The following is a 25,944-nucleotide window of genomic DNA, read 5'->3' as shown; positions in this document are numbered from 1 at the left end:
ACGTTCGGCAGGCCCACTGTTCGAGCCTGGCAGGGCGGTGCAACTCGCGCGTGGAGGTGCGGCGTGGCACTGCCGCTGCCGCTGCCTGGATTAGCTGGCTGGAGCAGGGCAGCGTGCTCCCGGCCACGCACGAACATCCCCCTCTCCCTCCGGGAGAGGGCCGGGGTGAGGGCCTGGTGTGCAGGGACTTTCCCTCATCCGGCCCTGCGGCTTCCCTTCTCCCGGCGGGAGAAGGGAAGCCGCCAGCGCCGGCTAGACCGGGCGGCGTTCCGCCTCAGCCCAGCGAATCGCATCCAGGTCGCCAAGTCACTCAGCCCGCTACCAGCACCCGGATCGCCTCCAGCCGCAGCGCGGCCTTTTCCAGCATCGCCAGGCCGTCCTCGCGCTGCTTGCGCAGGGCCTCGATCTCGCTGTCGCGCACGCTCGGGTTGACCGCCTGGAGGGCGGTGAGGCGCGCGATTTCCTCGTCGAGGCCGGCCTGCAGGCGGCGCTGGGCGTCGCTCACGCGCTCGGCGTGGCGCGGGGCGACCTTGGCTTCGGCGGCGGCGATCTGCGCGGCCAGCACGTCGCGCTGGGCCTGCACGAACTTGTTGGCGCTCGAGCGCGGCACGCTTTCCAGCTGGTCGTTGAGGGTGTCGAAGGCCACCTTGGGCGCCAGGTCGTTGCCGTTGGCGTCGAGCAGCACGCGCAGCGCCATCGGCGGCAGGAAGCGGTTCAGCTGCAGCGCGCGCGGCGCGACCACCTCGCTGACGTAGAGCAGTTCCAGCAGCACGGTGCCGGGCTTGAGCGCCTTGTTCTTGATCAGCGCCACCGCGGTGTTGCCCATCGAGCCGGACAGCACCAGGTCCATGCCGCCCTGCACCATGGGGTGCTCCCAGGTGAGGAACTGCATGTCCTCGCGGGACAGGGCTTGCTCGCGGTCGTAGGTGATGGTCACCGCCTCGTCGTCGCCGAGCGGGAAGCTGGCGTCGAGCATCTTCTCGCTCGGGCGCAGCACCAGGGCATTCTCCGAATGGTCCTCGCTGTCGATGCCGAAGGCGTTGAACAGCTCTTCCATGTAGATCGGCAGCTGGTACTGGTCGTCCTGCTCGCGAATGGCGTCGACCAGCCGGTGGCCGTTTTCGCCGCCGCCGGAGTTGAGCTCCAGCAGGCGGTCGCGGCCGCGGTGCAGCTCGGCCTCGAGGCGTTCGCGCTCGGCGCGGCCCTCGTCCAGCAGCGCCTCGAAGGCATCGTCGTCGCCGTCGTCGAGCAGCTCCAGCAGACGCGGCCCGAAGCGGTGCTGCAGGGCGTTGCCGGTCGGGCAGGTGGCGAGGAACGCGTTGAGCGCCTGGTGGTACCACTGGAACAGCCGCGCCTGCGGGCTCGGCTCCAGGTAGGGCACGTGCAGCTGGATGCGGTGCTTCTGGCCGATCCGGTCGAGGCGGCCGATGCGCTGCTCGAGCAGGTCGGGGTGCGCCGGCAGGTCGAACAGCACCAGATGGTGGGCGAACTGGAAGTTGCGGCCCTCGCTGCCGATCTCCGAGCAGATCAGCACCTGGGCGCCGAATTCCTCGTCGGCGAAGTAGGCCGCGGCGCGGTCGCGCTCGACGATGCTCATGCCTTCGTGGAACACCGTGGCGGGAATGCCCGAGCGCACGCGCAGCGCATCTTCCAGGTCGAGTGCGGTCTCGGCATGGGCGCAGATCACCAGCACTTTGTATTTCTTCAGCATCTTCAGTTGGTCGATCAGCCACTCGACGCGCGGGTCGAAGCGCCACCAGCGCTCCTCCTCGGTGACGTCCGGCAGGCTCTGATAGCTGACTTCCGGGTACAGCTCGGCGTGCTCGCCCAGCGGCAGCTCGAGGTACTGCGCGGGGCACGGCAGGGCATAGGCGTGCAGCTCGCGCTCGGGGAAGCCGCGCACCGCCGCGCGGGTGTTGCGGAACAGCACCCGGCCGGTGCCGTGGCGGTCGAGCAGTTCGCGGATCAGCCGTGCGCTGGCGTCGACGTCACCGTCGCTGACGGCCGCCAGCAGGGCTTCGCCCTCGGTGCCGAGCAGCTCGTGGATGGTGCGGTGCGCCGTCTCCGACAGCCGCCCTTCGTCGAGCAGCTCCTGCACCGCCTCGGCCACCGGCTGGTAGTTGCGGCTCTCGGCGCGGAAGGCCTCGAGGTCGTGGAAACGGTTGGGGTCGAGCAGGCGCAGGCGGGCGAAGTGGCTTTCCTGGCCGAGCTGCTCGGGCGTGGCGGTGAGCAGCAGCACGCCGGGGATGACCTCGGCCAACTGCTCGACAAGTTTGTACTCGGCGCTGGCGCCTTCCGGGTGCCAGACCAGGTGGTGCGCCTCGTCGACCACCAGCAGGTCCCAGCCGGCGGCGAAGGCGGCATCCTGCGCGCGCTCGTCGTTCTTCAGCCAGTCCAGCGCCACCAGCGCGAGCTGGGCGTCCTCGAAGGGGTTGCTGGCGTCGCTCTCGGCGAAACGCTCGGCATCATAGAGCGCGACCTGCAGGTTGAAGCGCCGGCGCATCTCCACCAGCCACTGGTGCTGCAGGGTTTCCGGAACCAGGATCAGCACGCGGCTGGCGCGCCCGGAGAGCAGCTGGCGATGGATCACCAGTCCGGCCTCGATGGTCTTGCCCAGGCCCACCTCGTCGGCCAGCAGCACGCGTGGGGCGACGCGGTCGGCGACTTCCCTGGCGATGTGCAGCTGGTGGGCGATCGGCTGCGCGCGCGCGCCGGTCAGGCCCCACAGCGGCGACTGCAGCTGGCGGCTCTGGTGTTCGAGGGTGTGGTAGCGCAGGGCGAACCAGTTCAGCGGATCGATCTGCCCGGCGAACAGGCGGTCGCTGGCCAGGCGGAACTGGATGAAGTTCGACAGCTGGGTCTCGGGCAGGGTGCGCGGTTCGTTCTGCGCGTCGAGGCCGTGGTAGACCAGCAGGCCGTCGACGTCCTCGACCTCGCGCACGGTCATCTTCCAGCCTTCGAAGTGGGTGATCTCGTCGCCGGGGACGAAGCGCACGCGCGTCAGTGGGGCATTGCGGGCGGCGTATTGGCGGGTTTCGCCGGTGGCGGGGTAGAGCACGGTGAGCAGTCGGCCGTCCTGGGTGAGGATGGTTCCGAGTCCGAGTTCGGCCTCGCTGTCGCTGATCCAGCGTTGCCCCGGTAGATACTGCTGCGCCATGCTGCCTCCGCTGTCGAAAAAAGCCGGCTATGGTACCGGAAGCCACCGGCGAGAGCGATGGCGGATGCCGACCGGTTGGAGGTTCATGCCGGTGCGAATCGGCTACACTCCGGGCATTGCCGGCCGCGCGACCGGCACAGGGAGAATCACCATGCTGCCGACCCTTCCTACAGGCGTGTTGCCGGCAACCAGCCCCCAGCAGGACGTACCGAAGCTCCGGCCCGAACCGCCACCGGTGGCGCCGGTGCAGCCCGGCAGCGGCGGCGATGCCGTCGGGCTCGAGCAGCGACGCCCGGAAGAGGCGGCCGAACGCCTGCGCGAAGAACAGCGCCGGCGCCGGCGGCAGGCCTACACGCCGGAGCAGATCGCGGCCGGCGACATCGATGAAGAAGACCGCGAGGCCCTCGCGGAGTTGCCGCGGCAGGGGCTGTGGGTCGACATCGAGGTCTGAGGCACGCGGTTCGTGCGGTTTTCACCATCGAGACATACCTTGCCCGCCCTGACGTTCGATCTTCCTGACGCCGACCTGCACTACGACGCCGATTTCGTGTCGATCGCCGAAGCCGACCGCTGGCTCGAGCGGCTGCTGGCGGAAACGCCCTGGGAGCAGCCGCGGGTCCGGCTCTACGGCCGCGAGCATCCGGTGCCGCGGCTGCTCGCCTGGTACGGTGACGTCGACTACCGCTATTCCGGCGTGACCCACCGGCCACTGCCCTGGACGCCGTTGCTCGGCGACATCCGCGAGCGGGTCGAGCGCGCGGCCGGGCAGCGCTTCAACGGTCTGCTGATCAACCACTACCGTGACGGGCAGGACGCCATGGGCTGGCACAGCGACGACGAGACGGAGCTCGGCCCCGAACCGCTGATCGCCTCGCTCAGCCTCGGCGGCGCGCGGCGCTTCGACCTGCGTCGCAAGGGCTCGCAGCGGATCGGCCATTCGCTGACCCTCGCGCACGGATCGCTGCTGGTCATGGGCGGCCGGACGCAGCATCATTGGCAGCACCAGATCGCGCGTACGCGCAAGCCGTGCCCGCCACGTCTGAACCTGACCTTTCGCCTGATCCATCCGCGAGCCCGAACATGAGCGACGCCGACAAGCTGATCGATTTCACCGCCGAGCGCAGCAAGCGCATCCACGACCTCAAGGACAAGCGGCTGGCCGAGATGCGCGAAGCCTTCGAGCAGGCCCTGCCGCTGGGCAAGGGCCGCAAGAAGGGCAAGCCGAAAAAGAAGCGCTGAGCCCGCCGTTACCTCCTTCCTCCGTTTCGCTTCCTGTATGCATGCGCCCGTTCCGCTGTGGCGCGACCCTGATTTCGTTGATCTGCGTCAGTTCCGCTGATGGTCGGCAGTCGGCCGCTCCGGCGAATTGACCCGGATCAATTTTCCCGACGCGCCGCCGGGATACCTTGCCCCCATCGAACAACGCAACACGCAAGCCGGGGGTGAAAACCATGTTCGTCGATAGCGTAGTGCTCGCAGGGGTGGTCACTGTCGGCCTGATGGTCGTCTTCCTGGGCGGGTTGGGATTCTTCATCTGGAAGGACGCGCAAAAGAAACGCTGATCCTCCAGCAAGGGGCACGCAAGGCAATTCGGGCGACTTCGGTCGCCCTTTTTTTGCCTTCCGTTTTTATCTTCTCCTACATGGTCCTGCCGCTGTGCCCGTCGCCGCCGGTAGGCGGGGCCCGGTGAGCGCCATACGGAGCTCGAGGTCGGCCTGACGCTGCCTCCATCGCTTCCCCTGGCAGTTGCCCACCTGGGTACCGGCTTGCGCCGGTACGACGGTTGCGTGGACGCCGGGCATGTGCACACTCGGTCGCCCCGGCGAAGGCGGGGCCCAGTGGGGCGCGTACGGAGCCAGGGCGGTCTCCGCACGCGTGTCCCGCGCCCTTGCCGGCAGGGTGCCGCTTGCGTGATTTCGTTAGGAAGCTAATAATTCTCGCCGCGTTTCATTGTCAGTTGTTCATTCCCGGACATAACCGCTTCCAAATCGTGCGCGACAACCTGCTGGCGTTCCTGGCGCCCCCCCTTCCTGCCTTGCGCTTCGCCCTGAAGACCGTCTTCGGCGGCCTGCTGGCCCTGTGGCTGGCCCTGCGGCTCGGGCTCGAGCAGCCGCAGTGGGCCTTCATGACCGCTTTCATCGTCGCCCAGCCGCTGGCCGGCATGGTGGTGCAGAAGGGGCTCGCGCGCGTCACCGGGACCCTGGTCGGTGCGCTCATGTCGCTGTCGATCATGGGCCTGGCGGCGCAGGCGCCCTGGCTGTTCCTCGTCTGCCTGGCCCTGTGGGTGGGGCTGTGCACCGCGGCTTCGACGCTGCTGCGCAGTGCCTGGTCGTACGCGTTCGTGCTGTCCGGCTACACCGTCATGCTGATCTGCCTGCCGGCGCTCGCCGAGCCGCTGGCGGTTTTCGACCATGCGGTGGCGCGCTGCACCGAGATCATCCTCGGCATCGTCTGCGCCACCACGGTCAGCGCCATCGTCTGGCCACAGCACGTCAGCGGGCTGCTGCTGCAACAGGCCCGTGCGACCTGGCAGGGCGCGCTGCGCACCGCGGCGGCCGAGCTGGCTGCCGAGCCGGCGCCGCGCGAGGGGTTGCTGCAGGCGCTCGGGCAGATCGTCGCGGTGGATACCCAGCGCGAGCACGCCTGGTTCGAGGGCAGCCGGGGGCGCGAGCGGGCGCGCGCGGTGCGGGCGCTGAGCCGGACGTTGCTCAGCCTGATTCGCATCAGCCGCGCGGCGGGGCGCCAGCGCCGCGACCTCGACCCAGGCGACGCGCAGCGCCTCGCGCCTGCCTTCGAACAGGTGCGGCAGGCGCTCCAGGCGCCGGAGCAGGCCGACCTGCCCATGTTGCGCCAGGCGCTGCTGGAGCGGGCGCGCGAGCCGGGCATCGGCGCCGGTGCGCTGTACTGCCTGGGCCGGATGGTGCTGATGCTGGACTACTTCGCCAAGGCCGACGCCGCGCTGGAGGCGGTGGAGCAGGGCGGCGAGACCGAGCAGGCCGAGGGCCAGTTCTCCGCGCACCGTGACCTGCCCATCGCCGCGCTTTACGGCCTGCGCAGCGCGGCGACGTTGCTGACGCTTTCGGTCTTCTGGCTGGCCACCGCCTGGACCTCGGCGGTCAGCGCGCTGGTGCTCGCCACCGTGGTCTGCTGCCTGTTCGCCAGCCGCGAGAACGCGGTGCAGATCGGCTTCGGTTTCCTGCGCGGGATCGCCTATGCGATTCCGGTGGCCTTCGTCGTCGGCCAGCTGATCCTGCCGCAGTGGAGCGGTTTCCCGTTGCTGGCGATGGCGCTGGGCGTGCCGCTGTTCGTCGGCGCGCTGGGCATGGCGCGGCCGGCGCTGGCCGGCACCTCCACCGCCTTCGCGCTGCACTTCATCGTGTTGACGCTGCCGCCGACGGGATATGAATACAACGTGGCCTTTTTCATCAACGAGGGACTGGGCATGCTGATCGGGGTCGGCTGCGCGGTCATGGCGTTTCGCCTGATCACCCTGCGCAATCCGCTGTGGCAGAGCCGGCGGCTGCTGGAGGCGACGCTGCGCGATCTGGCCGAACTGACTTCTCGCCGGCTGGCCGGGGCCGACACCTGGTTCGCCGGGCGCATGGCCGAGCGGCTGCTGCAGCTGGCGCGGCACTACCCGCTGCTGCCCGAGGCGGTCCGCCAGCGCTGGGGCGACGGCCTGCTCGGGCTGGACATCGGCGACGAGCTGCTGCACCTGCGCCTGTGCCTGGCGGCGGCACGTCCGGCCGACGAACGCCTGCAGCGCCAGGCCCTGGACGAACTGGAGCGGGCGCTGCTGCACGGGCCGGCGCCCGAGCGCGCCGAGGCCCTGCAGGCGCCGGCGGACAAGCTGCTGCGCGTGCTCGACAGCGCGCCGGAGAGCCAGGCCCAGCGCCTCGGCCGCGGCGCGGTGCGCCAGCTCGAACGCAGCTGGCGGCAGTGGTGCGGGATCGCCGGAGGTGCCCATGAGCTGGCATGAGTGGGCGCTGGGCGGCGTGCTGGTCAGCCCCTTCCTGGTCGCGGCGCTGGTGGCCCTGCTGCTGACCGTCGGCCTGCGCCTGCTGCTGCGGCTGACCGGACTGGGGCGCTGGATCTGGCACGAGGCGCTGTTCGACCTGGCGCTGTTCGTGATCGTGCTGGGCGGGGTGGTGGCCGCGATGGGTCGTCTATGACAGGAGCATCCGAATGAAGACTTCACTGCGCATCGCGGTCACGCTGGCGATGGTGGCGCTGGCGGTGGTGGCGGGCTACGGCCTCTGGCACCACTACATGGTGGCGCCCTGGACGCGCGACGCGCGCATCCGCGCCGACATCGTCACCCTGGCGCCGGACGTCTCCGGACGGGTGATGGAGTTGCGCGTGCGCGACAACCAGCACGTCGAGCAGGGCGAGGTGCTGATGGTGATCGACCCCGAGCGCTACCAGGCGGCGCTCGACGAGGCGCGTGCGATCGTCGAGGTGCGCACCCAGGAGGTACGGTTGCGCGAGCACGAGGCCTCGCGCCGGACGCGCCTCGGCCAGTCGATCAGCGAGGAACAGCGCGAGAACGCGCAGATCGCCGCGGCCATCGCCCGCAGCCAGCTGCGCCAGGCGCAGGCCGAGGTGCGCCTGGCCGAGCTCAACCTGCAACGCACCCAGGTGCACGCGCCGCGCGCCGGGCAGGTGACCAACCTGCGCCTGGCCCAGGGCAACCACGTCGCCGCCGGGCAGGCGGTCATGGCGCTGGTGGCCGACGGCTCCTTCTACGTGCAGGCCTACTTCGAGGAAACCAAGCTGCCCGGCATCCGCGTCGGCGACCCGGTGCGGATCTGGCCGATGAGCACCGGCGCACCGCTGGACGGCGTGGTGGACAGCATCAGCCAGGGCATCACCGACCCCAACGCGCGCCCCGACAGCCAGTTGCTTGCCGACGTCGATCCGACCTTCGACTGGGTCCGCCTGGCGCAGCGGATCCCGGTACGCATCCGCTTCAGCGCACAACCGGATGGCCAGCGACTGAGCGCGGGGATGACCGCCAGCGTCCAGGTGCTGGACGCCGGTCAGGAGCGCCCATGAGCGGTGCAGTGACGAAGCGTCGAGCCCTCTTCCAGGGCATTTCCGACCGCGCCTGGAGATTTTGTGACGGCGGTCGGATTCCGCCGGCCCGACGCACGGGTGGCGCAGTGCCACCAATAAGGGCGGTCGGCGGGTTACCTGAACCCAGTATGGTCATTCCTGGCTGAACGGTCAGAAAAAAGCCGGGCCTGGGTCCATCGCGGCAAGGTTGTTGCAATGGCCCTTTCGAGCCCTGGGTTTCCCGGGGCTCGAGGAGGGCCGGCATCCTGCAGTGGCCGGCGAGCAGAGGAACCACCATGTCTTTTTTCACTCCCGTCCTGTCCCTGATGTCGCGGGCGCGCTATGCGCACAAGTTCGCCATCATCCTGATCGTCTTCATGCTGCCGTACTGCTGGCTGGCGACCGACAAGCTGAGCGGCCTGTACCGCTCGATCACCGCCCTGCAGCAGGAGCAGCTCGGGCTGGAGGCGCTCGAGCGCTACCTCGAGGTACACAAGGCGGCCTTCCGGGTCGCCGCCCTGCAGGTCGTCAGGCAGGGGCGGAACAAGCCGGACGTCGAGCAGGCGATCGCCGAGCACAGCCAGCGCTACGAGCGGCAGGCGGCCGACTTCAACGCCTGGCTAGGCGAGCACGGTTTCGGCAACCATCCGGCGCACGCCACGGCGCGGGCCGAGGCGGTGGAATTCGAGCGCGGCACGGCGGTGGACACGCTGTTCATGCACCATGGCAAGCCGGTGCTCGGCCACGTCGATGCGATGAAGGCGATCGCCGCCGAGGCGGGCCTCATCCAGGACGACGACCCCGGCGTCTACGAGGCGCTCGACGGGCTGCTCAACCGCGTCCTGCCGCTGTACCAGAAGCACGCCCAGGCCGGCGCCTACAGCGCCTACCTGAAAGCCTACGGTTATCTCGAATCGGCGACGCGGCCGTCGGTGATCAACCTCGCCAGCGAGATCGCTGCCCTGAGCGGCGCCGAGGGTGCCGACGGGCCGGTGGACAAGGCCGCCGGCCTGCTGCTGACGACCTACCAGGAGGTGACCCGGCCCTACACCGAGTCGCGCTTCTTCGGCAGCGACACGGTCGATCAGTGGGCGCAGGAATTCGCCCGCTTCGAACCGGTCACCGAGCAGTTGGACGCCGGCGCCGCCGCGCTGGTCGGCCAGGTCCGGAGGCTGCTCGACGCGCACCTGGCCAGCGAGCGGGCCAGCCTGAGCCTGTGGGCCGGTGCGCTGCTGGCAGTGGTGCTGATCACCCTGTACCTGTTCGCCGGCTTCTACCTGTCGGTGCGCGGCGCCATCAAGCTGATCGGCGACGGCACCCGGCGGCTCGCCGAAGGCGACCTGCGGCAGGAAATCCACAGCAGCGCGCGCGATGAACTCGGCGACCTGGCGCAGGATTTCAACCGCATGCAGGCCGGCATGCGCGAGCTGATCAGCGAGGTGGTGCGCTTCTCCGCCTCCACCACCGGCAAGGCCGAGAATCTCAATGACAGCGCCATCGCCAGCCAGCGCGCAATCGCCCGGCAGACCGCCGAGCTGGAGCTGATCGCCAGCTCCATGAGCGAGCTGGTCAGCAGCGTGCAGGAAGTCAGCGGCAACTCGCTGACCACTGCCGAGCGCGCCAACCGTGCCGGTGAGCAGTGCAAGGAAGGCCGCGTGCAGGTCGAGCGCGCGGTGGTACAGATCAACCAGCTGTTCGGCGAGATGGACCAGTCACTCAAGGCGATCACCGCGGTCGAGCAGGAAAGCGGCGAGATCGCCAAGGCGGTGGACGTGATCAAGACCATCGCCGAGCAGACCAACCTGCTGGCGCTCAACGCCGCCATCGAGGCGGCGCGCGCCGGCGAGCAGGGCCGCGGCTTCGCCGTGGTGGCCGACGAGGTGCGCAGCCTGGCGCAGCGCTCGCATTCGCTGACCGGCGAGATCTACGCCACTATCGGCCGCCTGCAGCAGCAGGTCAGCGATGCGGTGCGGATCATCCAGGCCAGCCACCACAACGCCTCCGACACGGTGGAGGAAGTGACCCGCACCGCGGCCATCTTCGAAGGCATCACCGCCAGCATGGAGCAGATCATCGACCACAACACCCAGATCGCCTCGGCCGCCGAGCAGCAGGCCACGGTGGTCGAGAACGTCGAGCGCAACACCCTGGAGATCAAGGGGATCAGCGAGAGCAACGCGGTGGAGGCGGGCAACACGGTGGCCGTCAGCACCGAGGTCGCCGGAATGACCCGCGACCTGCAGGGGCTGATCGCCAACTTCCGGGTGGCCTGAAGGCGGGCGCGACGGCGCCGCCGGGCCCGTCCATGGGCGCGGCGGCTCGTTTCATGCTTCAGCGGTGCAGGTCAGCCGCTTTCAGACGCGGCGCTCGATCCTCGCCGGGGTGCGCTGCATCAGCACCTTGCCGTCGCGGATGGACACCAGGGCATGGCCCTGGCTGCGGATCATCTCGTAGTCGCTCGGTGCCGAGAGGATCAGCAGGTTGGCCGGGCGGCCGACCTCCAGCCCGTAGCGTTCGCCGAGGGCGAGGGCGCGGGCGCTGTTATCGGTGATCAGGTCGAGGGCGCGCTGCAGATCCTCGTAGCCGAGCATGTGGCAGATGTGCAGGCCAGCCTCGAGGATGCGCAGGATGTTGCCGTTGCCCAGCGGGTACCAGGGGTCGACGATCGAGTCCTGACCCAGGCAGACGTTCATCCCGGCGCGGTCGAGCTCGGCCACGCGGGTCACGCCGCGGCGCTTGGGAAAGGTGTCGAAGCGACCCTGCAGGTGGATGCTCTCGGTCGGGCAGGAGACGAAGCTGATGCCGGACATCTTCAACAGGCGGAACAGCTTGGAGCAGTAGGCGTTGTCGTAGGAGCCCATCGCCGTGGTGTGGCTGGCGGTGACCCGCGCGCCCATGCCGCGCACGCGGGCCTCCTCGGCCAGCACCTCGACGAAACGCGAGTGCGGGTCGTCGGTCTCGTCGCAGTGCACGTCCACCAGACAGCCGGTGCGCTCGGCCAGCTCCATCAGGAAGCGGATCGAGGAGACGCCCTGTTCGCGGGTGTTCTCGAAGTGCGGAATGCCGCCGACCACGTCGGCGCCCAGGGCCACGGCTTCCTCCATCAGCGCGCGGCCGCCGGCGAAGGATTCGATGCCTTCCTGCGGGAAGGCGACGATCTGCAGGTCGATCAGATGGCGGGTTTCCTCGCGCACCTCGACCATCGCCCTGAGTGCGGCCAGGGTCGGGTCGGTGACGTCGACGTGGGTGCGCACGTGCTGGATGCCGTGGTCGACCAGCATGTCGATGGTCTTCTTCGCGCGGGTCTTGATGTCCTCGTGGGTGACCAGCGCCTTGCGCTCGGCCCAGCGCTCGATGCCCTCGAACAGCGTGCCGCTCATGTTCCAGGCCGGCTCGCCGGCGGTGAGGGTGGCGTCCAGGTGGATGTGCGGCTCGACGAAGGGCGCGGTGACCAGGTTGCCGGCGGCGTCCAGTTCACCGGGCGCGCAGGCGATGCTGTCCGGCTGCGCGGTGATGGCGGCGATGCGCCCGGCGGTCAGTTCCAGGCTGAACAGGCCCTCCTTCTTGCGCAGGCGGGCGTTGACGATCTTCATGGGTTACCTCGGGCAGACGAAAGCCGGCACGGTGCCGGCAGGGTGAAAGGCTGGATGGGTTGTAGCCGATTGCCCGGCGGCTGGCCATGGCCGCCGGGCGGCGGGTCAGGCGTCGGCCTTGGCGACCGGGACCGCGCGCCCGGCCAGCGCGCGCTGGACCTCGAACAGCGCCACGTAGGCCGCGGCCGCCACCAGAATGCCGACGATGGGGGCCACCCAGGGCGAGAAGTAGGCGCACACCGCGCCGATGAAGTAGGCGCCAAGCCCCACCCAGTTGAAGGCCGGCAGGCGCGCCTCGGCGAGCAGCGGGTAGCGGCCGCGGTGGCCGTAGGCATAGTCGGCCATGATCACCCCTCCGATCGGAGGGATGATCGAGCCGAGCAGGATCAGGAAGGGGATCAGCATCTCGTACATGCCGCCGATCGCCAGCAGCGTGCCGATGGCCGCGCCGCCGAGGGTGACCCACTTGCGGCGATCGGTGCGCAGCAGGTTGCAGCCGGCCGCGGCGAAGTTGTAGATGGTGTTGTCCTGGGTGGTCCAGAGGTTGAGGAAGAGCATCACCACCGCGGCCATCGACAGGCCCTGCAGCACCAGCACTTCGACCACGTCCGGCTGCTGGTAGACGATCGCGCCGTAGGCCCCGGCGACGATCATCAGGCCGTTGCCGATGAAAAAGCCGATCAGGCTGGCGAACACCGCGACCCGGCCGTTGCGGGCGAAACGCGTCCAGTTGGTGGCCTGGGTCGCGCCACTGACGAAGGTGCCGAACACCAGGGTGATGGCCATGCCCAGGGTCATGCTCTCCTGCGGCTCGACCGCCAGCAGCGCGTCCAGCCCGCCGACATCGCGGGTGGCGATGCCCAGCGAGGCCACCAGCAGCACCAGCATGGCCGGCACCGCGAAGCGCGACAGCAGGTCCAGCCCGCGGTAACCGACGAAGGCGGTGAGGCAGAAGCCGAAGCCGAACAGCACCATCAGCGGCAGGGTCAGCCCCTCGGGCAGGCCGAGGATCTTCACCAGCACGATGGCGATGGTCGCGGTGCCCCAGGCGTACCAGCCGACCTGGGTGAAACCGAGCAACACGTCGGACAGCTTGCTGCCCAGCTCGCCGAAGCAGAAACGTCCCATGAGCACGGAATTCAGCCCGCTGCGGCAGGCGATCAGCGCCAGCGCGGCGGCATAGAGGCCGAGCAGCAGGTTGCCGACGACCGCCGCCCAGATCAGCGTCGTGAAGTCGAAGGCCATGCCGAGCTTGCCGCCGGCGAACATGGTCGCGGTGAAGAAGGTGAAGCCGAACAGCATCACCGCAGTGGAAAGCAGGCCCTTGCGGGCGCCGGCCGGCACCTCGCTGAGGGGGAAATCGGTATCGCCGTGGGATGCCTGGGACATGGCCGTGTCTCCGCGAGAGGGATGATCCCAGCGCGTAGCAGAGGGCGTGCCAAAAAATGGGCTGGAGGCTGGAGGCTGGAGGCTGGAGGCTGGAGGCTGGAGGCGGCAGGCGGCAGGCGGCAGGCGGCAGGCGGCAGGCGGCAGGCGGCAGGCGGCGGGTGCGGCTTTGCCCTTCTCCCCCCCGGGAGAAGGTGGCCCGCAGGGCCGGATGAGGGTCCAAGGCAGGCCAGGCGAGCGCCGGGTGGGCTTTAGCCCACCAATGCAGGCCTGCGCCGATGCAACATGGTGGGCTGAAGCCCACCCTACGTGGAACGCTGCCCGGCCCCCTACCGGATTCGGCACCGGCTTTGCCCTTCTCCCCTCCGGGAGAAGGTGGCCCGCAGGGCCGGTGAGGGAGGCCGTGCACACCAGCCCTCGCCCCAGCCCTCTCCCGGAGGGAGAGGGGGATGGTTTCGGGACAGACTGTTCGCGAGCAAGCTCGCTCCTACGGGCAGCCGCCGGCTTTTCCCTTCTCCCCTCCGGGAGAAGGTGGCCCGCAGGGCCGGTGAGGGAGGTCGTGCACACCAGCCCTCGCCCCAGCCCTCTCCCGGAGGGAGAGGGGGATGTTTCGGGACAGACTGTTCGCGAGCAAGCTCGCTCCTACGGGCAGCCGCCGGCTTTTCCCTTCTCCCGTCGGGGGGAGGTTGGCCGGCGGGCCGGATGAGGGAGGAAGGGACTGGTCTGGTGCGGAGACGCTCGTTCCTGCACCACTTTGGCGCTCAGCCGATGGTGATGGGCGGCAGTTCCGCCAGGGTGAAGGTTTCCTGCTTGCGCGGGGCGAGCACCTGGGCTTCGCCGTCGACCACCTGTTCGTCGCGCTGGTTGAACACGCGGGTGGCGATGCGGACGCGGTTCTTCGGCTGCTTCTCGAGGATCTCCAGCTCCACGCGCAGGGTGTCGCCGAGCTTCACCGGGCGGCTGAAGGACAGTTGCTGGCCGAGGTAGATGGTGCCCGGGCCAGGGAGCTCGCAGGCGATCGCCGCGCTGATCAGCGCGCCGCTGAACATGCCGTGGGCGATGCGCTCCTTGAACAGCGTGCCGGCGGCGAACTCGGCGTCCAGGTGCACCGGGTTGCGGTCGCCGGAGACGGCGGCGAACAGCTGGACGTCGGCTTCTCCGACGGTCTTGCTGAAGCTCGCCTTCTGGCCGACTTCGAGGGCGTCGTAGGGCGTGTTGGTCACTTGGGTCATGTAGGGGGTCTCTCCGCTCGACGGGCAGGGTGCGCAGGGCACGGTGGCGGGCATTCTAGGCCGCCGCCGGCGAATGCCCAACCGGGGAGGGCACATTGCCACGGTGGCGGAGATTCACGAGCCTGATGAAGCGCTTCGCCTATTTGCCGCCCGCCAGGTTGCTGCTAACGTCGCCGGAGTCCCGCCCTCGCGGGCCAGACTCTCTCAGGTAAAGAGGCCAATAACAAATGCAACCTGAATTCTGGAACGACAAGCGCCCGGCCGGGGTGCCCAACGACGTCGACATGGGCGGGTTCCGCTCGGTGGTGGAGGTGTTCGAGCGCTCCTGCAAGCACCACGCGGACCGCCCGGCGTTCAGCAACATGGGCGTCACCCTGACCTACGCGGACCTGGAACGGCACTCGGCGGCCTTCGCCGCCTACCTGCAGAACCACACCGACCTGCAGCCCGGCGACCGCATCGCCGTGCAGATGCCCAACCTGCTGCAGTACCCGGTCGCCGTGTTCGGCGCCCTGCGCGCGGGTCTGGTGGTGGTCAACACCAATCCGCTGTACACCGCCCGCGAGATGCGTCACCAGTTCAAGGATTCGGGCGCCCGCGCGCTGGTCTATCTGAACACCTTCGGCAATTCGGTGCAGGAGGTGCTGCCCGACACCGACATCGAATACCTGATCGAGGCGAAGATCGGCGACATGCTGCCGACGCTCAAGGGGCTGCTGGTGGATGCGGCGGTCAGGCACGTGAAGAAGCTGGTGCCGGCCTACAGCCTGCCGCAGGCGGTGGGCTTCAAGGCCGTGCTGCGCGACGGCGCCCGCCACAGCCTCAGGCCGGTGTCGCTGACCCTCGACGACATCGCCGTGCTGCAGTACACCGGCGGCACTACCGGCGTGGCCAAGGGCGCCATGCTCACCCACGGCAACCTGGTGGCCAACATGCGCCAGGTGTACGCCAACATGCAGCAGCTCGGCGACGACGGCCAGCCGATCATCCGCGAGGGGCAGGAGGTGATGATCGCGCCGCTGCCCCTGTACCACATCTATGCGTTCACGGTGAACTGCATGTGCATGATGGTGACCGGCAACCACAACGTGCTCATCACCAACCCGCGCGACATCAACGGCTTCGTCAAGGAGCTGCAGAAGTGGCGCTTCACCGGCTTCCTCGGGCTGAACACGCTGTTCGTCGCGCTGATGTCGCACCCGGACTTCAGGAAGATCGACTTCTCCGCGCTCAAGGGCACCAATTCCGGCGGCACCGCGCTGGTCTCCTCGGTGGCCGAGCGCTGGAAGAGCCTGACCGGCGTCACCGTGACCGAGGGCTACGGGCTGACCGAGACCTCCCCGGTGGTCTGCGCCAACCCGCACGGCGAGCGGTCGCGGCTGGGCACCGTCGGCCTGCCGGTGCCGGGCACCACGCTGAAGGTGATCGACGACGAGGGCAACGAACTGCCGCTCGGCGAGCGCGGCGAGCTCTGCGTGAAGGGCCCGCAGGTGATGAAGGGCTACTGGAACCGCCCCGAGGCCACCGCCGAGGTGCTGGACGCCGACGGCTGGCTGAAGACCGGCGACATCGCCATCATCGATCCGGACGGCTTCGTGCAGATCGTCGACCGCAAGAAGGACCTGATCATCGTCTCCGGCTTCAACGTCTACCCGAACGAGATCGAGGACGTGGTCATGGCGCATCCGAAGGTGGCCGCCTGCGCCGCCGTCGGTGTACCGGACGAGCGCTCGGGCGAGGTGGTCAAGCTGTTCGTGGTGCCGAGCGATCCGAGCCTGACCCTGGAAGATCTGCAGGCCTACTGCCGGGAGAACTTCACCGGCTACAAGATTCCCAAGCACTACGTCTTCCGCGACGCGCTGCCGATGAGCCCGGTGGGCAAGATCCTGCGCCGCGAGCTGCGCGAACAGGCCTGACGGCCGCACGCGACCCCGCCGCCCGGGCAGGCGGCGGGCCCTCCCTTCCTTTTATCTCTCTCTCCGCTTCCCGCTCCGCTTCCCGCTCCGCTCCTGCCGCAAACCCGCGTGCCAGACGCCGGCAGTGCAGTTGCCCAGCCCCGCGGGCTGCCGGGTCGTCGATGACCGATTTCCGCCTGCCGGTCACTTTTTTATCGGTCGCTGGCGGTTCGCACCCTGTTCCGGCACTGGCAAAGCTGCTACGCTCGGCGCCGATTTTTGGCCGGGATCGCCGTACAAAAGTTAACAAAACACAACAAAACGCCTGCAAATGCGTGCGAACTGCCCGCAAATATGCAGCCGACGCTTAGGAGTGGGGCTTTATGACCGATAACTTCTGGAAGGATAAGTATCCTGTCGGGGTTGCCAGCGAGATCGATCCCGACCAGTACCAGAACATCCAGGCCGTGCTGAAGCAGTCGTGCGAGCGCTTCGCCGACAAGCCGGCCTTCAGCAATCTCGGCAAGACCCTCACCTACCGCGAGCTGTACGCCCTGTCCGGCGACTTCGCGGCCTACCTCCAGCAGCACACCGACCTGCAGCCCGGCGACCGCATCGCCGTGCAGATGCCGAACGTGCTGCAGTACCCGGTCGTGGTGTTCGGCGCGCTGCGCGCCGGGCTGGTGGTGGTCAACACCAACCCGCTGTACACCGCGCGGGAGATGGAGCACCAGTTCAACGATTCCGGCGCCAGGGCGCTGGTATGCCTGGCGAACATGGCGCACCTGGCCGAACAGGTGCTGCCGAAGACCGGCATCGAGCACGTGGTGGTCACCGTGGTCGGCGACCTGCTGCCCGGGCTCAAGCGGCTGCTGGTCAACAGCGTGGTCAGGCACGTGAAGAAGATGGTGCCGGCCTACAACCTGCCGCAGGCCGTCAGGTTCAACCGCGCCATGGCCCTGGGGCAGGGCAAGGCGGTGCGCGAGGCCAACCCGTTGGGCGAGGACCTCGCGGTGCTGCAGTACACCGGCGGCACCACCGGCGTGGCCAAGGGCGCGATGCTGACCCACCGCAACCTGGTCGCCAACATGCTGCAGAACCGCGAGCTGATGGGCAACGAGCTGCAGGAAGGCAGCGAGGTGATGATCGCGCCGCTACCGCTCTACCACATCTACGCATTCAACTTTCACTGCATGCTGATGATGCTGATCGGCGCGCACAACATCCTGATCAGCAACCCGCGCGACCTGCCGGCCTTCGTCAAGGACCTGTCGAAGTACCGCTTCACCGGCTTCGTCGGTCTCAATACCCTGTTCGTCGCCCTGTGCGGCAACGACGCCTTCCGCAAGCTGGATTTCTCCGCGCTGAAGTTCACCGTCTCCGGCGGCATGGCGCTGCAGCAGGCCACCGCCGAGCGCTGGAAGGCGGTCACCGGCTGCGACATCGCCGAAGGTTTCGGCCTGACCGAGACCAGCCCGGTGGTGTCGGTCAACCCGATCAAGCACATCAAGGGGGGCACCATCGGCATCCCGCTGCCGTCGACCCAGTGCAAGGTCATCGACGACGAAGGCAACGACCTGCCGCTCGGCTCGGTCGGCGAACTCTGCGTCAAGGGCCCGCAGGTGATGAAGGGCTACTGGCAGCGCCCCGAGGCCACTGCGGAAATCCTCAGCGAGGACGGCTGGCTGAAGACCGGCGACATTGGGATCATCCAGGAAGACGGCTACATGCGCATCGTCGACCGCAAGAAGGACATGATCCTGGTCTCGGGCTTCAACGTGTACCCCAACGAGCTGGAAGACGTGCTCGCCACCCTGCCGGGCGTGCACCAGTGCGCGGCCATCGGCGTGCCGGACGAGCGGTCGGGCGAGGCGATCAAGCTGTTCGTCGTCACCAAGCCGGGCGACAGCCTGACCAAGGAACAGGTGATGCAGCACATGCACGACAACGTCACCGGCTACAAGCGCCCGAAGCACGTGGAGTTCCGCGACAGCCTGCCGACCACCAACGTCGGCAAGATCCTGCGCCGCGAGCTGCGGGACCAGGAGCTGAAGAAGCTGGGCGTCAAGTAGGCGTCGGCTTGCCCAGTCTGGCAAGCTCGCCCTGAGATCGGGTCTCGCACAGCCCCTCATCCGACCCTGCGGGCCACCTTCTCCCGCAGGGAGAAGGGAAAAGCCTGTAGCCACGTCGTGACCCGTAGGAGCAGGCTCTGCCTGCGACCCGAATCCGCTCGGCGCAGGTAATTCCTGTGGGAGGCGTGCCCCCGCGGCGCCGATGCCGAGTCCTTGCTCGCGAAGAAGCTCGGCATCGGCGCCGGCTCCGTTCGCGACCAAGGTCTCTCCTACATCCGGTGCCAGGTCCCACGCGGACCGGCGCCCTCTCCCTCCGGGAGAGGGCTGTGGTGAGGGAACCGTGCGCCTAGCACCCCACTTCCCAAAGGACGGCACTGACCCTCGGATGCGCCGCCCCCCTTGCCTCGGCTCCGGTTCCGCGGCGACGTTATCGCCGGAACGGTGGGCAAGACTCAGCCACGGTTGCCTTCACCGAAACCGATTGACCTCGCGCTCCAGCGTGTCGGCCAGTGCCTTGAGTTCTCGCGCCGTCTCCGCCAGCTGATTCCCGGCCTCGCGCGTCGACTGGTTGTCCTCGGCCACGGCATGGAGGTTCTGGCTGAGCACGGTGGCGGTGGCGCTCTGCTCGCTGGTCGCCCGGGCAATGCCGGCGAACTGTTCCAGCGTCTGCGCGGTGTGCGCCTGGATCTCGTCGAGCGTCGTCGCCACGGCGCCGTTGAGCGCCAGGCCTTCCTGCATCAGGCGGTTGCCGTCGTCGATGGAGGTCATCGCGCGGGTGGTTTCCTCCTGCACCGACACGATCACCTCGGCGATCTCGCGGGTCGCCTGGCTGGTGCGCGCGGCCAGGTTGCGCACCTCGTCGGCCACCACCGCGAAGCCGCGGCCCTGCTCGCCGGCGCGTGCGGCCTCGATGGCGGCGTTGAGGGCCAGCAGGTTGGTCTGCTCGGCGATGCCGCTGATGACTCCGACGATGCCGCCGATCTGCTGCGAGCGCTCGCCCAGGCCGTTGATCACGGTGGCCGTGGCCGTCAGCGAACGGGCGATCTGGCCCAGCGCCTGGGACGACGCCTGCATCGACTCGGCGCCCTGGCGGGTGCGCGCCACGTTCTCGGTGGTCAGCTGTTCGGTGCGCTGCATGCCCGTGGCGATGTCGCCGGCGGTGGCGCTGAACTGCTCCACCGCGCTGGCCATGGTGTCGAGCTGGGCCGCCTGCTCGGCGGAGCGGCGCTGGGTCGCGGCCGCCAGGGTATTCAACTGGTCGGCGCGCTGCGTCACGTCCGCCGAGGCGCTACGCACTTCGGTCACGGTGCCGGACAGCGATTCGGCCATCTGGTTGAAGGTGGCCGACAGGGTGCCGATCTCGTCGTCCCGGACGATCTGCAGCCGTCCGCTCAGGTCGCCGGCGCCGAAGGCCCGGGCCTGCTCCACCAGCGGCCCCAGCGGTCGCAGGCGCTGGCGCAGCAGCAGGATCGAAGCCGCCACTGCCAGGATCAGCGCCAGGCCGCTGCCGAGCGCCAGCCGCGTACCGACCTGCCAGATCAGCGCCTGGATCTCCTGCTCCGGCAGGGTCGCGACCACCTGCCAGCCTTCCCCGGCGACCGGCGCGGCGACGCTGAGGAACTCCTGCGCGCCGTCGCTCCAGACCACGCCATGAGTGGCGTCGGGCTGGGCGAGGGACGCTTCGGCGGCGTCCGCGCGCTCGGTCCCGGCCGGCTTGACCAGCCAGGCGCCGTTTTCCTCGCGAATCGCCAGCGAACCGCCGGCGCCGATGCGGAAGGCCGCCAGGCTGTCGAACTGCTGGCGCTGCGCGTCGGTGTAGTCGAAGCCGACGAACAGCACCGCGATCACCTGGCCGGACGCATCGCGCACGGGAGTGTACTGGGTCATGTAGTGGCGGCCGAACAACAGGGCACGGCCGACGTAGGGCTGGCCCTGCAGCAGGCGGGCATAGGCCGGGTGCTTGCGGTCGAGCTGTGTGCCGATTGCCCGCGAGCCGTCCTCCTTCTTCAGCGAGGTGGTGATCCGCAGGAAGTCCTCGCCGCTGCGAACGAAGACGGTGGCGACCCCGGCGGTCAGCTCGTTGAATTCGTCCACCAGGGTGAAGTCGCCGTTGAGCGGCCGCCCGGCGAGGGTGAGCATCGGCTCCGGGCCACTGTCGCTGCGGCTAAGCCCCTCGGCGAAGCGCCGCTCGAACAGCGTGGCCAGGCGCAGGGTGCTAGTCCTCAGCGACTGTTGAAAGGTGACCAGCTGATCGGCCAGCAGCTTCGCCTCGCTGGCCAGGTGCTGGCGGTGCGCGTCCTCGGTCGACTGGCTAAGCGAGCGCAGGGCGAACAGCCCGCTCGCGCTGATCACCACCACCAGCACGGCGGAAAGCGCCGCGCCCAGCTGTCCCGCAATACCAGAGCGGATTCCAAACATACGAAAGACTCCTTGGCGAACGGGATTCCGTGCCGGATTGGATTGAGACGGAAACGAGCGATGTCGCTGCGGCGAGGAGGGGCGCGTCGAAGGCAGGAATCATTGTCTGTCTGTTCCGGCCGCTTCGACCCCATGTGGCCGGGCAGCCGGTGCGCCTTCCGACACGGGCATTCGTGCGGCAAGCGCCCTTGCCAACGACTCATGATATCCACGGCACCCGATCGTCAAGAAGGCGAAGTGACACTCTGTGACGCTTCGTGATCGCGGGTGACCGGGCTCTCCCACAGTCGCGAGCAAGGCCTGCTGGTCGTCGCGGTGTCGTCCTCGGTTTCCTTAACGGCAAGCGGGGCGGGGACTGGAGGGTCGCCGGTCGGATAGCTACGGTCTGTGACGGTTGGATCTCGACGTTCCGGCCGGCATGGAATCCCCGGTCGAATCGGCCTGCTGGCAAGGGGTCAAATCTGCGACAATCCCGCTCTTTGCCGCCGAGCCACACGCCGCCTGATGACCGAAACGACGCCCGCCTTTTCCTCCTTGCTGAAGAATCTCGACCAGGCCCTGATCGCCGACCGCCACCGCTTGCGCCGGCAGCTGCACGAGCTGCAGAAGCAGCCGGACGAAGCCCGGCAGGCGCAGTGGCTGGAGCGCTTCCGGGCGTCCTGCGCCAAGGTCGAGGCGCGCAGGCAGAGCGTGCCGGTGATGCGTTATGACGAGGCGCTGCCGATCGCCGCCAAGCGCGACGAGATCAAAGCGGCGCTGGAGAAGCATCAGGTGCTGGTGCTGGCCGGCGAGACCGGCTCGGGCAAGACCACCCAGTTGCCGAAGATCTGCCTGGAGATCGGCCGCGGCGTGCACGGCCTGATCGGCCACACCCAGCCGCGCCGGCTGGCGGCGCGCAGCGTGGCGACGCGGGTCGCGGAGGAGATCGGCACGCCGCTCGGCGAGCTGGTCGGCTATCAGGTGCGCTTCGAGGACCACAGCACCGAAGGCACGCTGGTCAAGCTGATGACCGACGGCATCCTGCTCGCCGAGACCCAGCACGACCGCTTCCTGGAAAGGTACGACACGATCATCGTCGACGAGGCCCACGAGCGCAGCCTCAACATCGACTTCCTGCTCGGCTACCTGAAGACCCTGCTGCCGCGCCGGCCGGACCTGAAGGTGATCATCACCTCGGCGACCATCGACCTGGAGCGCTTCAGCAAGCACTTCGATGATGCACCTATCGTCGAAGTCTCCGGCCGCACCTATCCGGTCGACCTCTGGTACCGGCCGCTGGCCGCCGAGACCGACGAGGACGGCAACCGCGTCGAGGACGACCTCACCGTCGACCAGGGTATCCTCGCCGCGCTGGGCGAGATCGAGGCGCACGAGAAGCAGGTCGGCAAGCGTCCCGGCGACGTGTTGGTGTTCCTCCCTGGCGAGCGCGAGATCCGCGACGCCGCCGAGGTGCTGCGCAAGGCCAACCTGCGCCACACCGAGGTGCTGCCGCTGTACGCGCGGCTGACCCCGGCCGAGCAGCAGAAGATCTTCCGGCCGATGCCGGGGCGCAAGATCGTGCTCGCCACCAACGTTGCCGAGACCTCGCTGACCGTGCCGGGCATCCGCTACGTGATCGATTCCGGCACCGCGCGCATCAGCCGCTACAGCTACCGCGCCAAGGTCCAGCGGCTGCCCATCGAAGCCATTGCCCAGGCCAGCGCCAACCAGCGCAAGGGCCGCTGCGGACGGGTCGAGCCGGGCATCTGCATTCGCCTGTACAGCGAGGAGGATTTCCTCGGCCGGCCGGAATTCACCGATCCGGAAATCCTGCGCACCAACCTGGCGGCAGTGATCCTGCAGATGCTGCATCTGCGCCTCGGCCAGATCGAGGACTTCCCCTTCATCGAGCCGCCGGACGGCAAGGCCATCAGCGACGGCTTCAACCTGTTGCAGGAACTCTCGGCGGTCAACCGCGAGAACCAGCTGACGCCGCTCGGCCGCCAGCTCGCACGGCTGCCGATCGACCCGCGGCTGGGCCGCATGCTGCTGGAGGCGGCGCAGCAGGGCAGCCTCGAGGAGGTGCTGATCGTCGCCAGCGCGCTGTCGGTGCAGGACGTGCGCGAGCGCCCGGCCGACCGCCAGACCCAGGCCGACCAGGCGCACGCGCAGTGGAAGGACCCGGACTCGGACTTCGCCGCGCTGATCAACCTCTGGCGCGGCTTCGAGGAGCAGCGCCAGGCGCTCGGCTCCAACGCCCTGCGTACCTGGTGCCGGAAGCACTTCCTCAACTACCTGCGCCTGCGCGAGTGGCGCGATGCCCACCGCCAGCTGACGCTGATCGTGCGGGAGCTGAAGCTGGGCACCGAACCCCGTAGGAGCGAGCTTGCTCGCGAACAGGGCGCATCTGGAAAGGTTCGCGAGCAAGCTCGCTCCTACGACCGCCAGAACGGCGACCGTAGGGTGGAAAACGGCGCAGCCTTTTCCACCGAGCAATCCACTGCCGAACCTGCCCGCACCACCGACAAGCGCGTCAACGCCAAGCTCGCCCAGCAGGCCGAGGCCGGCGAGGCCGCGATCCGGGCGAAGAACTACGCCGCGGTGCACAAGGCCATCCTCGCCGGCCTGCTGAGCCAGATCGGCAGCAAGACCGAGGACGGCGATTTCCTCGGCGCACGCCAGCGGCGCTTCTGGATCCACCCTTCCAGCGTCATCGGCCGCAAGAAGCCGAACTGGGTGATGGCCGCCGAGCTGGTGGAGACCACCAAGCTGTTCGCGCGCATGGTCGCCAAGATCGAGCCGGAGTGGATCGAGCCGCTGGCCGGGCACCTGATCAAGACCAACCACTTCGAGCCGCACTGGGAAAAGAAGCGCGGCCAGGTGGTCGCCTTCGAGCAGGTCACGCTCTACGGCATGATCATCGTCGCCCGCCGCCCGGTGCACTACGGGCCGATCGACCCGGCGCTGTCGCGCGAGCTGTTCATCCGCGAGGGCCTGGTGCGCGGCGACATCAACAGCCGTGCCCGCGCGCTCACGGCCAACCGCCAACTGCTCGAACGCCTCGACGAGCTGGAGGCCAAGGCCCGCCGGCGCGACATCCTCGCCGACGAGGAAACCCTGTTCGCCTTCTACGACGCGCGCCTGCCGGCCGACATCTACCAGACCGCCAGCTTCGAGAGCTGGTACAAGCGCGAGAGCGCCAGGGAACCGCAACTGCTGATCATGCGCGAGGAGGACGTGCTGGCGCGCGACGCCCGCGAGGTCACCGCCGCGCAGTACCCCGACAGCCTGTGCCTCGGCGAGCTGGAACTGCCGCTGACCTACGACTTCGAGCCGGGCAGCGAGCGCGACGGCGTGACCCTGCGCGTTCCGGCGCCGCTGCTGCCGCAACTGCCGCCCGAGCGGCTGGACTGGCTGGTGCCGGGGCTGATCGAGGCCAAGGCGGTGGCGCTGGTGCGCAACCTGCCCAAGGCGATCCGCAAGAACTTCGTGCCGGTGCCGGACTTCGTCTCCGCTGCGCTTTCCAAGATCACCTTCGGCCAGGGCTCGCTGTTCGAGGCGCTCGGCCGCGAGTTGCAGCGCATGACCGGCGCGCGCATCCCCGACGAGGCCTGGCCGGAGGCGGTCGCCGGGCTGGAGCGGCACCTGCGGATGAACATCGAAGTCGTCGACGCCCGCGGCAAGTACCTCGGCGAAGGCCGCGACCTGGCCGAACTCACCGCACGCTTCGCCGAGGCCAGCCAGGCCGCGCTGGCCGTGCCGCAGAAGAAGGAGCAGGCCGACAGGCCGGTGGAGGCGCGAGGCTTCGACGCGGTGCCGGAAAAGTCCCAGCAGAAGGTCGCCGGACTGTCCATGACCGTCTACCCGGCGCTGGTGGAAGAGGCCGGGGTGGTGAAGGAGGGCCGCTTCCCGACCCAGGCCGAGGCCGACTGGCAGCACCGCCGCGCCCTCCAGCGCCTGCTGCTGCAACAGCTGAACGAGCAGGCGAAATACCTGCGCAACAAGCTGCCGGGCCTCACCGAGCTCAGCCTGCTCTACCGCGACATGGACAAGCCCGACGCGCTGGTCGAGGACATCCTGCTGGCCAGCCTCGACGAGGCCATTCTCGATGGCGTCGCGCCGCTGCCGCGCGACGGCGCCGCGCTGGCCTCCCTGGCCGAGCGCAAGCGCGGCGACTGGACGCCGCACGCCGAGCGCCTGGCCCGGCGGGTGCTGGAGATCCTCAAGCTGCGCCAGGGCCTGCAGAAGCGCTTCAAGGGCCGCATCGACCTGGCCCAGGCGGTGGCGCTGAACGACATCAAGGCGCAACTGGCGAACCTCATCTACCCCGGCTTCGTGCGCGACACGCCGGCCGAATGGCTGAAGGAATACCCGCGCTACCTCAAGGCGATCGAGCAGCGCCTGGACAAGGTCGGCGGCCAGGTCCAGCGCGACCGCGTGTGGACCGGCGAGATAGGCGGCTACTGGGCGCAGTACCAGGCCCGCGCCGCCAAGCACGCGCAGGAAGGCAAGCGCGACCCCAACCTCGCGCTGTACCGCTGGATGCTCGAGGAGTACCGCGTCTCGCTCTGGGCCCAGCAGTTGGGGACCAGGATGCCGGTCTCGGACAAGCGCCTGTCCAAGCAGTGGAGCCTGGTCGAGGTCTGACGGGCCTCGGGTTGGCACCATAGGTTGGGTTGAGGCGCATAGCGCACAGGTGGTACCGGCGCGTTTCCCTTCTCCCACCGGGAGAAGGTGGCCCGCAGGGCCGGATGAGGGAAGCCGGCACGCATTCCCTCACCCCAACCAGGGGGTTGTCTTGGTGTTGGTCGCGGCATGGTACAGGTGCCGGTCGCAGGCAGAGCCTGCTCCTACAGGTGCCCATCGAGGCTACAGGTGGTGCCGGCGCTTTTCCCTTCTCCCTTCGGGAGAAGGTGGCCCGCAGGGCCGGATGAGGGAAGCCGGCATGCATTCCCTCACCCCAACCAGGGGGTTGTCTTGGTGTTGGTCAAGGCATGGTACAGGCGCCGGTCGCAGGCAGAGCCTGCTCCTACAGGTGCCCATCGACGCTACAGGTGGTGCCGGCGCTTTTCCCTTCTCCCTTCGGGAGAAGGTGGCCCGCAGGGCCGGATGAGGGAAGCCGGCATGCATTCCCTCACCCCAACCAGGGGGTTGTCT

Annotated in this window: 16 protein-coding genes; 11 read left to right on the top strand and 5 right to left on the bottom strand. The window is 68.7% G+C overall.

Annotation, left to right across the window (positions count from 1 at the left end; genetic code table 11):
- Positions 1 to 310: 310 nt before the first annotated feature.
- Positions 311 to 3,157 (bottom strand): RNA polymerase-associated protein RapA, encoded by a 2,847-nt coding sequence (gene rapA / locus H610_RS0114965; protein WP_028240426.1) that lies wholly within the window; start codon positions 3,155 to 3,157, stop codon positions 311 to 313.
- Between the two features lie 151 nt (positions 3,158 to 3,308).
- On the opposite strand from rapA, the gene H610_RS0114960 reads away from it, so the two are divergent.
- The 8 genes from H610_RS0114960 (at position 3,309) to H610_RS0114925 (ending at position 10,485) form a co-directional block, all read left to right on the top strand.
- Positions 3,309 to 3,608 carry a hypothetical protein gene (locus H610_RS0114960; RefSeq protein ID WP_028240425.1) on the top strand — a complete coding sequence of 100 codons (300 nt, stop codon included), beginning with the start codon at positions 3,309 to 3,311 and terminating at the stop codon, positions 3,606 to 3,608.
- 39 nt (positions 3,609 to 3,647) lie between these two features.
- Positions 3,648 to 4,241 (top strand): alpha-ketoglutarate-dependent dioxygenase AlkB family protein, encoded by a 594-nt coding sequence (locus H610_RS0114955; RefSeq protein WP_028240424.1) that lies wholly within the window; start codon positions 3,648 to 3,650, stop codon positions 4,239 to 4,241.
- A complete protein-coding gene (locus tag H610_RS25815; protein WP_169338861.1) occupies positions 4,238 to 4,396 on the top strand; it encodes a hypothetical protein in 159 nt (52 codons plus the stop codon). Before H610_RS0114955 ends, H610_RS25815 begins: the two co-directional genes overlap by 4 nt.
- Before the next feature lie 212 nt (positions 4,397 to 4,608).
- Positions 4,609 to 4,719 carry a cytochrome c oxidase subunit CcoM gene (gene ccoM / locus H610_RS26130; protein ID WP_028240423.1) on the top strand — a complete coding sequence of 37 codons (111 nt, stop codon included), beginning with the start codon at positions 4,609 to 4,611 and terminating at the stop codon, positions 4,717 to 4,719.
- A gap of 428 nt (positions 4,720 to 5,147) precedes the next feature.
- Positions 5,148 to 7,136 carry an FUSC family protein gene (locus H610_RS0114940; RefSeq protein WP_028240422.1) on the top strand — a complete coding sequence of 663 codons (1,989 nt, stop codon included), beginning with the start codon at positions 5,148 to 5,150 and terminating at the stop codon, positions 7,134 to 7,136.
- Positions 7,123 to 7,329: a DUF1656 domain-containing protein gene (locus H610_RS0114935; RefSeq protein WP_028240421.1), complete on the top strand. Its 207-nt coding sequence runs from the start codon at positions 7,123 to 7,125 to the stop codon at positions 7,327 to 7,329. Before H610_RS0114940 ends, H610_RS0114935 begins: the two co-directional genes overlap by 14 nt.
- A gap of 13 nt (positions 7,330 to 7,342) precedes the next feature.
- On the top strand, positions 7,343 to 8,212 hold the full coding sequence (locus H610_RS0114930) for an efflux RND transporter periplasmic adaptor subunit (protein WP_028240420.1): 870 nt from the start codon (positions 7,343 to 7,345) through the stop codon (positions 8,210 to 8,212).
- A gap of 296 nt (positions 8,213 to 8,508) precedes the next feature.
- Positions 8,509 to 10,485, top strand: coding sequence for a methyl-accepting chemotaxis protein (locus tag H610_RS0114925; protein WP_028240419.1), 1,977 nt, complete (start codon positions 8,509 to 8,511; stop codon positions 10,483 to 10,485).
- Between the two features lie 81 nt (positions 10,486 to 10,566).
- On the opposite strand, the gene codA is transcribed toward H610_RS0114925, so the two are convergent.
- The 3 genes from codA to H610_RS0114910 form a co-directional block, all read right to left on the bottom strand.
- Positions 10,567 to 11,805 (bottom strand): cytosine deaminase, encoded by a 1,239-nt coding sequence (codA, locus tag H610_RS0114920; RefSeq protein ID WP_028240418.1) that lies wholly within the window; start codon positions 11,803 to 11,805, stop codon positions 10,567 to 10,569.
- A gap of 105 nt (positions 11,806 to 11,910) precedes the next feature.
- A complete protein-coding gene (gene codB / locus H610_RS0114915; protein WP_028240417.1) occupies positions 11,911 to 13,194 on the bottom strand; it encodes a cytosine permease in 1,284 nt (427 codons plus the stop codon).
- A 758-nt stretch (positions 13,195 to 13,952) separates the two neighbouring features.
- Complete coding sequence (locus H610_RS0114910) at positions 13,953 to 14,423, bottom strand: MaoC family dehydratase (RefSeq protein WP_028240416.1); 471 nt, start codon at positions 14,421 to 14,423, stop codon at positions 13,953 to 13,955.
- A 227-nt stretch (positions 14,424 to 14,650) separates the two neighbouring features.
- Between H610_RS0114910 and fadD2 the strand changes: the two genes are divergently transcribed.
- Both fadD2 and fadD1 read left to right on the top strand, forming a co-directional pair.
- Complete coding sequence (gene fadD2, locus H610_RS0114905; protein ID WP_028240415.1) at positions 14,651 to 16,339, top strand: long-chain-fatty-acid--CoA ligase FadD2; 1,689 nt, start codon at positions 14,651 to 14,653, stop codon at positions 16,337 to 16,339.
- A 362-nt stretch (positions 16,340 to 16,701) separates the two neighbouring features.
- Positions 16,702 to 18,390: a long-chain-fatty-acid--CoA ligase FadD1 gene (fadD1, locus tag H610_RS0114900; RefSeq protein WP_028240414.1), complete on the top strand. Its 1,689-nt coding sequence runs from the start codon at positions 16,702 to 16,704 to the stop codon at positions 18,388 to 18,390.
- A gap of 468 nt (positions 18,391 to 18,858) precedes the next feature.
- On the opposite strand, the gene H610_RS0114890 is transcribed toward fadD1, so the two are convergent.
- A complete protein-coding gene (locus H610_RS0114890) occupies positions 18,859 to 20,808 on the bottom strand; it encodes a methyl-accepting chemotaxis protein (RefSeq protein ID WP_028240412.1) in 1,950 nt (649 codons plus the stop codon).
- 504 nt (positions 20,809 to 21,312) lie between these two features.
- Here H610_RS0114890 and hrpA point away from each other — a divergent pair.
- Positions 21,313 to 25,434, top strand: a complete 4,122-nt coding sequence (gene hrpA, locus H610_RS0114885) for an ATP-dependent RNA helicase HrpA (RefSeq protein ID WP_028240411.1) — start codon at positions 21,313 to 21,315, stop codon at positions 25,432 to 25,434.
- The last annotated feature ends 510 nt before the right edge of the window (positions 25,435 to 25,944 follow it).

Origin of the sequence: Stutzerimonas azotifigens DSM 17556, assembly GCF_000425625.1 — a bacterium.
Classification (GTDB): domain Bacteria; phylum Pseudomonadota; class Gammaproteobacteria; order Pseudomonadales; family Pseudomonadaceae; genus Stutzerimonas; species Stutzerimonas azotifigens.
The sequence above is the reverse complement of the archived record's forward strand: the minus strand, read 5'-3'. Positions and strand labels throughout refer to the sequence as shown.

Bases quoted from the DNA above. Each gene is read 5' to 3' on its own strand.
- rapA (WP_028240426.1), bottom strand. From the start codon at position 3,157: ATGGCGCAGCAGTATCTACCGGGGCAACGCTGGATCAGCGACAGCGAG.
- H610_RS0114960 (WP_028240425.1), top strand. From the start codon at position 3,309: ATGCTGCCGACCCTTCCTACAGGCGTGTTGCCGGCAACCAGCCCCCAG.
- H610_RS25815 (WP_169338861.1), top strand. From the start codon at position 4,238: ATGAGCGACGCCGACAAGCTGATCGATTTCACCGCCGAGCGCAGCAAG.
- ccoM (WP_028240423.1), top strand. From the start codon at position 4,609: ATGTTCGTCGATAGCGTAGTGCTCGCAGGGGTGGTCACTGTCGGCCTG.
- H610_RS0114935 (WP_028240421.1), top strand. From the start codon at position 7,123: ATGAGCTGGCATGAGTGGGCGCTGGGCGGCGTGCTGGTCAGCCCCTTC.
- H610_RS0114930 (WP_028240420.1), top strand. From the start codon at position 7,343: ATGAAGACTTCACTGCGCATCGCGGTCACGCTGGCGATGGTGGCGCTG.
- H610_RS0114925 (WP_028240419.1), top strand. From the start codon at position 8,509: ATGTCTTTTTTCACTCCCGTCCTGTCCCTGATGTCGCGGGCGCGCTAT.
- codA (WP_028240418.1), bottom strand. From the start codon at position 11,805: ATGAAGATCGTCAACGCCCGCCTGCGCAAGAAGGAGGGCCTGTTCAGC.
- codB (WP_028240417.1), bottom strand. From the start codon at position 13,194: ATGTCCCAGGCATCCCACGGCGATACCGATTTCCCCCTCAGCGAGGTG.
- H610_RS0114910 (WP_028240416.1), bottom strand. From the start codon at position 14,423: ATGACCCAAGTGACCAACACGCCCTACGACGCCCTCGAAGTCGGCCAG.
- fadD2 (WP_028240415.1), top strand. From the start codon at position 14,651: ATGCAACCTGAATTCTGGAACGACAAGCGCCCGGCCGGGGTGCCCAAC.
- fadD1 (WP_028240414.1), top strand. From the start codon at position 16,702: ATGACCGATAACTTCTGGAAGGATAAGTATCCTGTCGGGGTTGCCAGC.
- H610_RS0114890 (WP_028240412.1), bottom strand. From the start codon at position 20,808: ATGTTTGGAATCCGCTCTGGTATTGCGGGACAGCTGGGCGCGGCGCTT.
- hrpA (WP_028240411.1), top strand. From the start codon at position 21,313: ATGACCGAAACGACGCCCGCCTTTTCCTCCTTGCTGAAGAATCTCGAC.